Below are 12,081 nucleotides of genomic sequence, written 5' to 3'. Positions count from 1 at the left end.
GCGGTGCCCGGCCGCGGTGGCGTCAGGTCGCGGCCGTCTCCCGCGCCGCCCCCACCCGGGCCGCCGTCTCCTGCACAGCGCCATGGGCCGGCGCCACCGACTCGCGGCGGATCATCTCGCCCTCCAGGACCCGTCGGCACGGGGCTGTGGTGGATCCGCGCAGGCGCTCGAGCAGCGCCGTGGCCGCGGCGACGCCCATGTCGTAGGCCGGCTGGGAGAGCACCGTGATCGGCGGGTCCACCAGCGAGGACCAGGGCATGTCGTCGAACATCAGGAACGAGACGTCGTGCGGCACCCGCAGGGACCGCTCGCGGAGCACCCGGAGCACGTCGAGCCCGACCATGCTGTCGGACGCGACGATCGCCGTCGGCGCGTCGTCGAGCTCCAGCAGCTCGTGGGTGGCCGCACGGATGGCCTCGGCCGTCTTGGCGTTGAGCCGGAACCAGCGCGGATCGGGTGCGATCCCGGCCCGGGCGTACGCGTCGCGGATGCCGCCGAGGCGGTCGGCCACCGACGAGTTCTGCAGCACCAGGCCCGGCTCGTACACGTCCGTGGGAGCCTGGACGGCGGAGATGAAGCCGATGCCGCGGTGGCCGAGCTCCAGGAGCTCCGCCGTGGCCTGCCCGGCCAGGCGGCGCAGGTCCACCTCCACGGAGTCGATGTCCAGCCCGGGGACGTGGCGGTCCAGGAACACCATGGGGCAACCGGCCGCCACCGCCGCCGAGAGGTGGGACGTCACCCCGGCGTCGGCGGGGGAGGCGATGATCCCGTCGACGCGCTTGTCCAGCATGACCCGGATCGCGTCCTCCTCCGCGTCCGTGCGTTCGTCCGTGTTGGCCAGGACCACGTCGTAGCCGTGCTCGCGCAGCGCATCGGAGGCGCCGCGGATGGCCAGGCCGAAGAACGGGTTCTCGACCTCCGCGATCACCACGCCGATGGTCTGCGAGCGGCCCGTGTTCATGCTGCGCGCCAGCGCGTTCGGCCGGTAGTTCAGCCCCTCCGCCGCCCGGAGCACCCGCTCGCGGACCGGTTCGCTGACCGCGCCGTAGCCGCCGAGCGCGCGCGCAGCCTGGGCCTTGGACACCTTCGCCGTCCGGGCGACGTCGGCGACCGTCGCGGGGCGGGGCGCCTGAGATGCGTTCATGAAGAGATTCCGTTCCGGGGCCTTGACTGCGATCTTGCTGAGACTGTAGCTTACTTCACAACCCAATGAGACCGGACTCACTCCAGTTCTCGCAAGGGTGAGACCGGACTCAAGTCTATCGGTCGGCTGTCGGGCCACGCAGTACTCCCGCAGAACCGCCCACCTCAAGATCGGATCGCATCGTGAAGAAGAAGAACCTCATCACCCGCACGCTCGGCGCCGTCGGCGCCGCCGCACTCGCCGCGTCGTTCCTCGCCGGCTGCTCGTCCTCCGGCGAGGCCGAGGCGCAGCAGGAGAACCCCTACGGGCTCATCGAGCCCGGCACCATCCGCGTCGCCAGCGTCGGCGACATCAAGCCCTACGCCTACACCGACTCCAACGGCGAGTTCACCGGCTTCGACGTCGAGCTGTTCACCGACGTCGCGAAGCGGGCGGGCATCGACGACGTCGTCTTCACCGGCCAGGACTTCGCCGCCGTCCTCCCGGGCGTGGCCAACGGCCAGTTCGACGTCGGCGTCGCCGCCATCGGCATCACCGAGGAGCGCCAGCAGACCGTCGACTTCTCCGACGGCTACCTGGCCGGCTACCTCACGGTGCTGACCGCCGAGGACTCGGGCGTCGAGTCCGTCGAGGACCTCCCGGGCCAGCGGCTCGGCGTCGTCCAGGGCAGCCTCCAGGAGGCCTACGCGGTGGAGAACTTCACCGAGGCGGACCTCGTGCGCTTCCCGGACAACAACACGGCCGTGTCCGGCATGAACAGCGGCGCCATCGACGCGCACTTCCTCGACTACGAGGCCGCGCAGGACTACATGGAGCAGTACGGGCACGTCTCCGCCGGCGACATCCCCTCCTTCGACGCCCCGGCCGGCTTCGCCGTCGCGAAGGAGAACGACGAGCTGCGCGAGGCCCTCAACGAGGGCCTGCACGCGGCCATGGAGGACGGCACCTGGAAGGAGCTCTACCAGAAGTGGTTCCCGGGCTCGCCGATGCCGGAGCAGTACCTGCCGAGCGCTGAGCAGACCGGCGCCCCCGCCGAGGGCTCCGAGGCCCCGGCCGACGAGTCCGCCGACAGCCAGTAGCGTCGGCGCGCCCCACCGGCGCCGCGCACCCACCACAGGGAGCACCCCATGGAATTCCTAGACAATCTGAGCCGGACGTTCTTCGACCTCGAGGCGATGGCCGACGTCCTGCCGCACCTGCTGCAGACGGGCCTGGTCAACACGCTGGTCCTGTCCATCACGGCGACCATCATCGGCGTCGTCGTCGGCATGGTCCTGGCCGTGCAGGGCATCTCGCCGATCCGCTGGGTGCGGGTCCCCGCCCGCATCTACACGGACATCTTCCGCGGCCTGCCGGAGATCCTGACCATCCTGCTGATCGGCCAGGGCTTCTACTGGCTCAGCTCGGACCTCTTCGGCCCGTCGCCCTACCCGCTGGGCATCATTGCGCTGAGCCTGATCTCCAGCGCGTACATCGGCGAGATCTTCCGCTCCGGCATCCAGAGCGTGGAGAAGGGGCAGATGGAGGCCTGCCGGGCGCTCGGCATGAGCTACGGCCGGGCCATGGCGCTGGTGGTGGTGCCGCAGGGCATCCGCCGCGTGCTGCCGGCCCTGGTCAACCAGTTCATCTCGATCGTCAAGGCGTCGTCGCTGGTGTACTTCCTCGGCCTCATGGTCGGGGAGCGCGAGCTCTTCCGCGTCGGCCAGGACGCGGCCGTGCTGACCGGCAACCTCTCGCCGCTGGTCCTGGCCGGCGTCCTCTACCTGGTCATCACGGTGCCGCTGACGCACCTGGTCAACTTCATCGACCAGCGCTTCCGCACGGGGCGCCGCAAGCCGACCGGCCCCACCAGCGGGCTGAAGGAAGTCACGGAACTCGAGGACAAGAAAGCTGTGGGTACCGCCTCATGAGCACCATCGATCACAAGACGACGGCGGCCGACCAGGTCGTGTACGAGGGCTCGAGCCTGGAGCTGGAGAACGTGACGCTCGCCTACGGCGACGTCGAGGTGGTGCGGGAGGTCTCGCTGCGGGTCGCCCCGGGGACCACCACGTGCGTGATCGGCCCGTCCGGCTCCGGCAAGTCCACGCTGCTGCGGGGCATCAACCGGCTGCACGAGCCGAAGTCCGGGGACGTCCGGGTGGCCGGCCGCTCGGTGCTGAAGGACCGGCCGGACGAGCTGCGCCGGCGGATCGGCATGGTCTTCCAGCACTTCAACCTGTTCCCGGACCACACCGCCCTGGAGAACGTGGCGCTCGCCCCGTGGAAGGTCAAGGGGCAGAGCAGGGCGCAGGCCCGGCAGGTCGCCGAGGACCGCCTCCGCGAGGTCGGCCTGGGGGAGCGCATGGACCATCGGCCCCGGGACCTCTCCGGCGGCCAGCAGCAGCGCGTGGCGATCGCCCGGGCCCTGGCCATGCACCCGGAGGTCATGCTGTTCGACGAGGCCACCTCCGCCCTGGACCCGGAGCTGGTCAAGGGCGTCCTGCGGCTCATGGCAGACCTGTGCCGACGGGGCATGACCATGGTGGTCGTGACCCACGAGATGGGCTTCGCCCGCAAGGTCGCGGACCAGGTGGTCTTCATGGACGAGGGCGAGGTCGTCGAGGCCGGCACGCCGGACCAGATCTTCGACAACCCGCGCTCGGACCGCCTGCGCACGTTCCTCTCGGAGGTCCTGTGACCACCGCCGACGGAAGCACCAGCAGCACGGAGAGCACAGCCGCGAGCACGACGGCGGCTGGCCGCTCGGCGCGGACCCCGATCCGCACGGCGGTCCTCGGGTTCGGCGTCTCGGGCCGGATCTTCCACGCCCCGTTCCTCGCCGCGGACCCCCGCTTCGAGGTCTCGGTCGTCGCGACGTCGAACACCGACCGGGCCGCGCAGGCCCGGCAGGAGTATCCGGAGGCGCGGATCGTCGGCACGCCGGAGGAGGCGCTTGGGCTCGTCGGCGACGCCGTGGACCTCGTGGTGATCGGCACCCCGCCGGCCACCCACTTCGATCTCGCGGCCCAAGCGATCGAGGCGGGGGTCCACGTGGTGGTGGACAAGCCGTTCGTCACCCGCTCCGCGCAGGGCGAGGAGCTCGTCCGCCGGGCCGCGGCCGCAGGCGTGTCCCTGACGGTCTTCCAGAACCGCCGCTGGGACGCGGACCTCCTGACGCTCAAGCGCCTGCTCGACGCCGGCTCCCTCGGGGAGCCGCTGGTGTTCGAGTCCCGCTTCGAGTGGTGGAAGCCCGGCGGCATGCGGGACTGGAAGGCCCGCACGGACATCGCCGACGGCGGCGGGATCCTCTACGACCTCGGCCCGCACCTGATCGACCAGGCCCTGCACCTGTTCGGACCGGTCGAGTCGGTGCACGGGGAGGTGGCCCGGCGCCTGCCGACGGCGGACGCTGACGCCGACGACGACGCCGTCGTGCTCCTGCGCCATGCCTCCGGCGTGAGCACCCGGCTGAGCATGAACTCCATCTCGGCGGCCCCGGGTCCCCGGTTCCACGTGCTCGGCCGCCGCGGGACCTACACCAAGCACGGACTGGACCAGCAGGAGCCGCAGCTCCTCGCCGGGCTCCGCCCCGGCGACGACGGGCTCGGCCGGGAGCCGGAGGCCAACTGGGGCGTCCTGACGGTCCCGGACGACGCCGCCGCGACCGGCCCCGTGGAGCCCGAGCGCGGCGCCTACGCCGAGTTCTACCGGATCCTGGGCGACCACCTGACCACCGGCGGGCCCGTGCCCGTCGACCCGCGCGACGCGATCGAAGCGCTGCAGATTATCGAAAGCATCCACGGCCTGTGAGGGCCGGGGCGAAAGGAAGAAACATGTCCTCCAAGGTCAACACGGCCGTCGTTCTGGGCGGCGGGATCATCGGCGTCTCCGCCGCGACCCACCTGGCCCGCCGCGGCGTGAGCGTCCAGCTGGTCACCGACGCCGAGCCGGCGTCCGGCGCCTCCGGCCGCTCGCTGTCCTGGCTGAACTCCGCGGGCGAGCGGTCCAAGCCGTACCACGAGCTGCGCATGGCCGGCATCGACCGCTACCGCACGCTCTTCGCCACGGACCCCGCCCGCGAGTGGCTGCGGTTCGACGGCGCGCTGTACTGGCCGTCGGCCGACGAGGCGGACGCCGCCGTCGCACGGCACGAGTACGAGATTCGCCACGGGTACGACTCGCGCCTCGTGACGGGGCAGACCGTGAAGGCCCACACGGACGACGTCGACCCGGCGGCCATGGTCGCCGACGGGGTCTTCAACCCGGGCGAGGGCTGGGTGTCGCTGCCGCATCTGATCGATCACCTGCTCGAGGAGTTCACGGCCGTGGGCGGGACCCTGATCACCGGGGCCGGCCGGTCGGACGTGGTCGTCGAGGGCGGCCGCGCCGTGGGCGTTCGCACCTCCGACGGGCGCACCGTGACGGGCGACGCCGTCGTGGTGGCCTGCGGCCCGCAGACGCCGCAGGTGGTCGAGCCGCTGGGCGTGACCATCGGCGACGCCTCGCCGGTGTCCATGGTGGTGATCTCCGAGCCGCTGGAGCAGGACGTCACCACCGTCATGAACACGCCGCGCGCGGCGATCCGCCCGAACCCGGGCCGGACGCTGGCGGTGGACCACGACTGGTACGAGGAGTCGATCACGGGGGACGAGTCCGGGTACAGCATCCCGGAGGAGGTCATCGACGAGCTCATGGAGGAGGCCGCCAAGCTGCTCGACGGCGTCGACGAGCTGCCGAAGGCCTCCTGGAAGATCGGCCGCAAGCCGATCCCCGGCGACGGCGAGCCGGTCTTCGGCGAGCTGGAGCAGGTGCCGGGCTGCTACGTGGCCTTCACGCACTCGGGCGCAACGCTCGGCCTGCTCTCCGGGGAGCTCATCTCCTTCGAGCTGACGACCGGGGAGAAGCACCCGATGCTGGAGACCTTCCGCCCCGAGCGCTTCGCGGAGGCGGAGCGAGTGGAGGCGGAGCGAGTGGAGGCAGAGCGCGCGGACGACGCCGCCTGAGCCCGCGGCACTCGGCGACACCCCTCGCTCCCGCCTGCTGAGGCGGGGAGCGGGACCCACCCGGCGGCCGCTGCATCCTCAGACGAGGTGCAGCGGCCGCCGGGTTCGTCTATTTACACCCGTCCCGCCTCGGCCGTACGCTCGCAGTACAGCTCACGCGCGAGTGAGAGGAGAGATCGATGCCGGTCAAGAGCGTCATGACCGATGTGGAGGACCTGGAGCTGATCATCCGGGCCCAGTTCGATGCCCCTCCTGCGCGCGTCTGGAAGGTCTGGTCGGATCCGCGGCTCCTCGAGCGCTGGTGGGGTCCGCCCGAGTGGCCGGCGACCTTCACCCGCTTCGAGTTCCAGGCCGGCGGGAACGTCCGCTACCGCATGACCGGCCCGGACAGCGAGCAGGTCCAGGGCTGGTGGCAGTTCGAGGACATCGTGGAGCCCCGCCGGCTCGAGTTCAAGGACGGGTTCGCGGACGACGACGGCGAGCCCTCCGGCGAGCACGGCGTCACCCACAACGTGGTCACGCTGGTGGAGGCCCCGGGCGAGAGCACCAGCCACGGGACCCTGATGACCCTGCGGGTCGTCTTCGCGTCCCTCGCCCAGCTCAAGGAGCTCCTGGACATGGACATGGAGGACGGGCTCCGGGACTCGGTGAACCAGATCGACGCGTTGCTGGCCAGCCGGCACTGACGCGGACGGGCGGACCTACCGGGCGCCGACCCGTTCGGCGTCGCGCTCCCAGAGGGCACGGTCCACCACGCGCCGGTCCCGCGCGTTGACCACGGCCCGCAGCGCCGTGGCGAGGAACGCTCCGAGGTAGCCGCCGGTCGTGTTCGCCACGACGTCGCGCACGGTCGGGTCGCGCAACTCCAGGAAGGCCGCCTGACTGAGTTCGATGAACACGGAGTAGCCGGGCAGCAGCAGGATGGCGAGCCACCAGGCCCGCCGCGGCAGGAGCAAGCCCAGCAGGAAGCCGAGGGGCACGAACATCCCGATGTTCGCGGTGAGCTCCAGTGCGTCGACGTCGAAGGCGTGCGGGACGCCTACGCGGTGCAGCACGCCGAGGACGCGGTCAGCGGCGCTGCCGAACTGCAGCTGGTCCGGCTTCGGCCAGAGCGTCACGACGGCGACGAAGCCCGTGTACGCGGCCAAGAGGAGCGAGGCGATCCACAGCCGGGCGCGGCTCCGCGGCGGACGTGGTCCGAGTGTCTCCCTCATGCGAATCCTCCTTCCGATGGATGGCCATCGTCCTGCAGCGTCGCGGCGGACGAGCCCGTCCGGCGATCGACGAGGCGATTGAATCCGTCCCGACGATAGCGGGCGGGACTGGGATTTCCGCACCGATGCGTGCAGCCTCACAACTCCGGAGGATCCACGTAGAGTCTCCATAGAGTGGACCGCAGGGAGCGGCTGAGCGGAAACACCGTGGTCAGCGGCGAGAGGGGACGAGTCGTGGGTGCATTGGGCGCGTGGGTCTGGCCGGCCTACATGGGCGTGCTGTTCGGGGTGATCGCGTTCGCGGTCTTCCTGGTCCCGATCGTCGCGGTCCAGTACCGGTTGTACGGCCGTTTCACGCCGCTGCGCCTGCTCGGCGCGGCCGCGGTCAGCATCTACGGGGCGGCCCTCCTGGCCTATACGCTGCTCCCGCTGCCGAGCCCGTCGGATCTGCAGTGCACGCCCGGAGTCTCCCTGTGGGAGGGCGTCCAGACCACGCCGTTCCAGTTCGTCTCGGACATCGCCCGGGAGGCGGCGGGCCTCGGTGTCCTGGCGACCCTGAAGAGCACCGTGGTCCTGCAGGTGGTCTTCAACGTGGTGCTCTTCCTGCCGTGGGGATTGATCGCGCGCCGCTTCCTGGGGTGGAACGTCCTCCTGGCTACGGTCACGGGCTTCCTGACGTCGCTGTTCATCGAGACCACGCAGGCGACCGGCGTCTTCGGGCTCTATTCGTGTGCCTACCGCCTCGGCGATGTGGACGATCTCCTCGCCAATACCGCCGGCGCGCTCCTCGGCGCCCTCCTGGCCCCGGCCGTCCTCTGGTTCTTCCCCCAGCGCCGCGCCTTCGCGGCCGCCCGCTCGCAGCCGCGTCCCGTCACGGCGCCGCGCCGCTGGCTGGGCATGCTGATCGATCTCACCTTTTTCCACGCGATCGGGTTCGTCCTGCTGGTGCTCTACACGGTCGTCGCCGAGTACGTCCTGGGCACAGGCGTCTGGCTACCGCTGGCGCTCGTGCTCGGTTACGCGATTCCCGGGTTCCTGGTCTTCTATCTGCCGGCCCTCCAGTCGTCGGGGGCGTCGCTGGGCCAGCGTGCCGTGTGGCTGGGGGTCTCCAGCACCCCGCCCGCCGCGGTCGGTTCGGGGAAGGCGGGGTCGAGGAAGACCCAGTACGACGCCGCCGCTACCGACCGCTCCGCCGTCGCCGAGCCGTCCGCGGACCACAGTGCGGTGCCGGTGGGACGTCGCCTGCTGCGCGCCACCGGGGTGGGCGGGCTCTACGTCCTCCTGCAGGCGCTCGCCGAGGCGGGGCGCCTTCAGGAGTGGGGCAGCCTGCCGTCGGCACTAAGCACCCTGCTGCTCGTCGTCGCCTTCGTCTCGGTCCTGGCGACACCAACGCGACGCGGCCTCTCGGGAAAGGCGTCGGGGGCGTACCTCGTCGATGTGCGGCGCTAGCTCCGCCGAAGTTCTGGCGTTGGCTAGCCATGCCGTTCTGATCTGCGGATTGTCGAGAACATGAAAGAGTGAAGGCATCACTGGAGGGCGATGTTCGGGGTTCGGTCCCGTCCTCGTGTTGGGAGAAGGTAGGCAGTGAATGTGGTCTCTCGATGAAGAGCTCGCGCTGAGGCACTCCGCTATCGAATGGCTGAAGATTCGAAGCGACGACGGTGCTGAACCGTTGACCCGCGATGAGATTTTGGACTTCGAATACCGAGGCCAGAAGTTCCGCCTGCAAGCGACTCAGACCGGCATCTGGAAGCCGCGGATCCTCCGCGCGGCGTTGTCGTTCCAGACCGTATTCCGCACTCCGGGCCAGGCGCGTCCGTATGAGGATGAAGTGGGCAGGGACGGTCTCATCCGCTACATGTGGCGGGGCGACGATCCGCTCCATCCGGACAACGTGGGCCTGCGGTTCGCTCATGAGCATCAGCTGCCGCTGATCTGGTTCATCGGCGTGGGTGGGGCGCCCAAGAAGTACCAGCCTGTGTGCCCTGTGTTCATCGTCGACGAAGAACCAGAGCTCAAACGATTCGTCGTCGCACCCATGGACGAGGAAGCGTTCTTTCTTCGGGACCGGACGCAGGACACGGTCATGCAGGGAACCATCAAGCGCTATATTTCACGTGAGACCAAGGTCCGACTCCATCAGCCGGTGTTCAGATCAACGGTCCTCCGCGCTTATGAGGATCGGTGTGCGGTCTGCAATCTGGGGCATCGGCAATTGCTCGACGCTGCGCATATAGTCCCTGACTCGGATGACCGCGGCGTCGCGTCCGTCGTCAACGGCCTGGCGCTCTGCAAGATCCATCACGCCGCGTTCGATTCGTTCATCATGGGCATCAGCCCCGACCATGTCGTCCACATTCGCCCCGACCTCCTCGAGGAGATCGATGGTCCGATGCTTCAGCATGGGCTCAAGGAACTGCATGGCAGTAATCTGATGAAGCTGCCACGCGCGCGGGGAGAACGTCCGCGGCGTGACCTGCTGGAGGTCTCGTTCAACAAGTTCTTGAACGCGGAGGCCTCCTAACTACTCGCAGACCGAGAGTCATCCCTCGTAGCGCTTGACCGCTGAACGCAGATGGTCGGCGTGCCGGTAGATCTCGTGGAGGCTCTCGATCGGATGTCTCGTCTCCACCTTGTTCTCATCGAACAGGCCGATCTGCTTGTTTCTGCGATTGAAGTGCAGCCGCGCTAGTGGCTTGCGGTTGTTGTCGTCCAGGATCACCGCGAAGTAGGACTTGGCATCGCGGTGGACCACACGTTCGATGGACACCTCGTTGCAGAGGATCGCTCGGATGATATGGAAGCCCTCGAGTTCTTCGATAGTCGTCTCGATGATGTCTTCGGCGGGCTCGGGGGCCTCGTCCAGCGGGACGATTTCGGTGCTCGGCATGGCAGGCACGTGTGAGTTGGAGGTGATGGCACCCTTGAGGCGGTCGTTGACGCGCTCGTTGAGGAACTGGGCGCTGGCCTTCTGAACGAGGACGGCGAACTGGTCGCGCACCTTCTGGGTAATCGGCCGCTCGTACACCTTGGAGGTCAGGAACTTGACCCAGTCGTCGGTCGGCTCCCGGAAGAGCGAACCCAGCAGACGCTTCAGCATGCCGATGTACTTGAGCTCCTCGGCTGAGTTGATAATGGAATCGAGGTCGAACTCGCTCTTGGTGAGCTTCTGGAGCTCGGGGACTGCGGTGTCGTCCACATCATTGAGATCCAGCACGAGGAACGGCTTCGAGTCCATCTTGTTCGGAGCATCCAGATCTGTGTAGAACTGATAGATCTCTCCGTTGGTCAGGATCGCGATGCGGGCGTTCGTGACCGCGAAGTAGCGGTATAACTGGGATGCGTGTTCGATCCGTAGTTCGCCCAGCGATTTCTTGCATTCGATGAGGATCTGAATCTCGCCGCCGTGGTAGATCGCATAATCGACCTTCTCGCCCTTCTTCATCCCCACATCGGCCGTGAATTCGGGCACGACCTCGCGCGGATTGAAGACGTCGTAGCCCAGCACCTGCGAGATGAACGGCATGATCAAGGCGTTCTTGGTGGCCTCTTCGGTCACCAGGTGCTGTCGCTGCTCAATCGCTTTCGCGGACAAGGCAGCCAACTGTTCCGAAATTTCCATGTTTCCCTCCAACATTCGACATTGAAGCGAATGTAGCGGATCCGAAACCCGGAATGGAGGATGCCTGGTGATCGTTATGGAGTTGGGACCGGAACGGTGCTGGGGCACGGCCCAGCCCAAACGCCTCGACAGCACGGGAAGTTACATCGCGCCGAACAGCGCCATCGCCAGGAACGGCAGCAGGAAGAGGAGCAGCAGGATCCAGCCGACGATCATGATGCTGTTGAGGACCAGGCCGGCGATGGCCATGCCGCGGCCGGCCGGCTCCCTGCGCAGGCCCACGATGCCGAAGATGATGCCGGCGATTGGCACCACGAACGTGAAGCCGAAGGCGATCGAGCACAGGCCGAGCACGAGTGATGTGATGCTCGCGCCCTTGGGCTCGGCGGGCGGGGCGTAGTAGGCGTTCGGCATCTGCGACATGTTCAACATCGTAGTCGGGCCATACGATGGACGACGAGGGCATACCTACCCGAGGAGAAGCCGTATGGACAGCATCCAGGGCAAGCAGTCGGCGCTGGTCGCCGTGGGCCTGCAGAACGACGTCGTCGGGCCCGCCTCCATCTTCGGCGACGGCCTGACCGGGGAGGCCGAGCGTCGCGAGATCATTCGGGCGACCAATCAACTCGCGGACCGTGTCCGGTCCGCAGGTGGCAAGGTGGTCTGGCTCCGTCTCCTCCTCGACACGGAGGACCCCGAGCCCTACGCGCGGATCCCGTTGCTGACGCGGGCGCTCCAATCGGGCGCCCTCCTCGACGGGCAGGTGGGTGCTGAGCTCGTGCCTGCGGCGGACGTCCGCGAGGACGACGTGGTGCTCAACCACTTCCGCCCCGACCCGTTCGTCGAGTCCTCCTTGGCCCACGAGCTCGGGGGAGCGGAGAGCGTGATCGTGGCCGGTGCCGCCACCAACGCCACCGTGGAGACGGCCTTCCGGCACCTCTCCGCCTACGACTTCCATGTCATCCTCGCCGAGGACGCCTGCGCCGCCGCCACGCCGCAGGCCCATGACGCGGCCGTGGAGAGCATGAAACTCTTTGGACAGGTGGAGACCGTCGAGGACCTGACGACGGCGCTCCGCTGACCACGCTTCACTCGCAGCGCGGCCGCCCCGGCGGT

General features: G+C 68.6%; 13 protein-coding genes. 9 read left to right on the top strand and 4 right to left on the bottom strand.

From position 1 onward, the window contains the following. Positions 1–22: 22 nt before the first annotated feature. Positions 23–1,144, bottom strand: a complete 1,122-nt coding sequence (locus ABD784_RS07680) for a LacI family DNA-binding transcriptional regulator (RefSeq protein WP_344882384.1) — start codon at positions 1,142–1,144, stop codon at positions 23–25. Between the two features lie 182 nt (positions 1,145–1,326). On the opposite strand from ABD784_RS07680, the gene ABD784_RS07675 reads away from it, so the two are divergent. From ABD784_RS07675 to ABD784_RS07650, 6 genes are all read left to right on the top strand, one after another. Next, positions 1,327–2,223: an ABC transporter substrate-binding protein gene (locus tag ABD784_RS07675; RefSeq protein WP_425582941.1), complete on the top strand. Its 897-nt coding sequence runs from the start codon at positions 1,327–1,329 to the stop codon at positions 2,221–2,223. 48 nt (positions 2,224–2,271) lie between these two features. Next, on the top strand, positions 2,272–3,054 hold the full coding sequence (locus tag ABD784_RS07670) for an amino acid ABC transporter permease (RefSeq protein WP_344882381.1): 783 nt from the start codon (positions 2,272–2,274) through the stop codon (positions 3,052–3,054). Then, entirely contained in the window at positions 3,051–3,824 is a 774-nt protein-coding gene (locus ABD784_RS07665; protein ID WP_344882378.1) for an amino acid ABC transporter ATP-binding protein, read from the top strand. The genes ABD784_RS07670 and ABD784_RS07665 overlap by 4 nt, the downstream gene beginning before the upstream one ends. After that, positions 3,821–4,936, top strand: a complete 1,116-nt coding sequence (locus tag ABD784_RS07660; RefSeq protein WP_344882375.1) for a Gfo/Idh/MocA family protein — start codon at positions 3,821–3,823, stop codon at positions 4,934–4,936. The genes ABD784_RS07665 and ABD784_RS07660 overlap by 4 nt, the downstream gene beginning before the upstream one ends. 23 nt (positions 4,937–4,959) lie before the next feature. Next, positions 4,960–6,129, top strand: coding sequence for an NAD(P)/FAD-dependent oxidoreductase (locus tag ABD784_RS07655; RefSeq protein ID WP_344882372.1), 1,170 nt, complete (start codon positions 4,960–4,962; stop codon positions 6,127–6,129). A 179-nt stretch (positions 6,130–6,308) separates the two neighbouring features. Then, complete coding sequence (locus tag ABD784_RS07650) at positions 6,309–6,815, top strand: SRPBCC family protein (RefSeq protein ID WP_344882369.1); 507 nt, start codon at positions 6,309–6,311, stop codon at positions 6,813–6,815. 15 nt (positions 6,816–6,830) lie between these two features. Here the strand turns inward: ABD784_RS07650 and ABD784_RS07645 are convergent, their stop codons facing one another. Further along, positions 6,831–7,343 carry a VanZ family protein gene (locus ABD784_RS07645; RefSeq protein ID WP_344882366.1) on the bottom strand — a complete coding sequence of 171 codons (513 nt, stop codon included), beginning with the start codon at positions 7,341–7,343 and terminating at the stop codon, positions 6,831–6,833. Positions 7,344–7,577: 234 nt separating this feature from the next. Here ABD784_RS07645 and ABD784_RS07640 point away from each other — a divergent pair, with 234 nt between their 5' ends. Both ABD784_RS07640 and ABD784_RS07635 read left to right on the top strand, forming a co-directional pair. Then, positions 7,578–8,792, top strand: a complete 1,215-nt coding sequence (locus tag ABD784_RS07640) for a VanZ family protein (RefSeq protein ID WP_344882363.1) — start codon at positions 7,578–7,580, stop codon at positions 8,790–8,792. A gap of 139 nt (positions 8,793–8,931) precedes the next feature. Next, entirely contained in the window at positions 8,932–9,867 is a 936-nt protein-coding gene (locus ABD784_RS07635) for an HNH endonuclease (RefSeq protein WP_344882360.1), read from the top strand. Positions 9,868–9,885: 18 nt separating this feature from the next. Here the strand turns inward: ABD784_RS07635 and ABD784_RS07630 are convergent, their stop codons facing one another. Beyond that, the gene (locus ABD784_RS07630) at positions 9,886–10,965 is read right to left on the bottom strand and encodes a type I restriction endonuclease (protein ID WP_344882357.1); all 1,080 of its coding nucleotides are present in this window, start codon (positions 10,963–10,965) and stop codon (positions 9,886–9,888) included. A 141-nt stretch (positions 10,966–11,106) separates the two neighbouring features. Then, the gene (locus ABD784_RS07625; protein WP_344882354.1) at positions 11,107–11,388 is read right to left on the bottom strand and encodes a DUF4190 domain-containing protein; all 282 of its coding nucleotides are present in this window, start codon (positions 11,386–11,388) and stop codon (positions 11,107–11,109) included. Positions 11,389–11,452: 64 nt separating this feature from the next. On the opposite strand from ABD784_RS07625, the gene ABD784_RS07620 reads away from it, so the two are divergent. Next, positions 11,453–12,046, top strand: coding sequence for a cysteine hydrolase family protein (locus ABD784_RS07620; protein ID WP_344882351.1), 594 nt, complete (start codon positions 11,453–11,455; stop codon positions 12,044–12,046). Positions 12,047–12,081 lie beyond the last annotated feature (35 nt).

The sequence above is a fragment of the Zhihengliuella alba genome (genome assembly GCF_039538765.1).
GTDB classification, from domain to species: domain Bacteria; phylum Actinomycetota; class Actinomycetes; order Actinomycetales; family Micrococcaceae; genus Zhihengliuella; species Zhihengliuella alba.
This window is presented reverse-complemented; position numbering and strand designations above follow the sequence as displayed.

What these genes read in the sequence shown, in the direction of transcription:
- ABD784_RS07680 (WP_344882384.1), bottom strand. Translation starts at nt 1,144, where the DNA reads ATGAACGCATCTCAGGCGCCCCGCCCCGCGACGGTCGCCGACGTCGCC.
- ABD784_RS07670 (WP_344882381.1), top strand. Translation starts at nt 2,272, where the DNA reads ATGGAATTCCTAGACAATCTGAGCCGGACGTTCTTCGACCTCGAGGCG.
- ABD784_RS07665 (WP_344882378.1), top strand. Translation starts at nt 3,051, where the DNA reads ATGAGCACCATCGATCACAAGACGACGGCGGCCGACCAGGTCGTGTAC.
- ABD784_RS07655 (WP_344882372.1), top strand. Translation starts at nt 4,960, where the DNA reads ATGTCCTCCAAGGTCAACACGGCCGTCGTTCTGGGCGGCGGGATCATC.
- ABD784_RS07650 (WP_344882369.1), top strand. Translation starts at nt 6,309, where the DNA reads ATGCCGGTCAAGAGCGTCATGACCGATGTGGAGGACCTGGAGCTGATC.
- ABD784_RS07645 (WP_344882366.1), bottom strand. Translation starts at nt 7,343, where the DNA reads ATGAGGGAGACACTCGGACCACGTCCGCCGCGGAGCCGCGCCCGGCTG.
- ABD784_RS07635 (WP_344882360.1), top strand. Translation starts at nt 8,932, where the DNA reads ATGTGGTCTCTCGATGAAGAGCTCGCGCTGAGGCACTCCGCTATCGAA.
- ABD784_RS07630 (WP_344882357.1), bottom strand. Translation starts at nt 10,965, where the DNA reads ATGGAAATTTCGGAACAGTTGGCTGCCTTGTCCGCGAAAGCGATTGAG.
- ABD784_RS07625 (WP_344882354.1), bottom strand. Translation starts at nt 11,388, where the DNA reads ATGTCGCAGATGCCGAACGCCTACTACGCCCCGCCCGCCGAGCCCAAG.
- ABD784_RS07620 (WP_344882351.1), top strand. Translation starts at nt 11,453, where the DNA reads ATGGACAGCATCCAGGGCAAGCAGTCGGCGCTGGTCGCCGTGGGCCTG.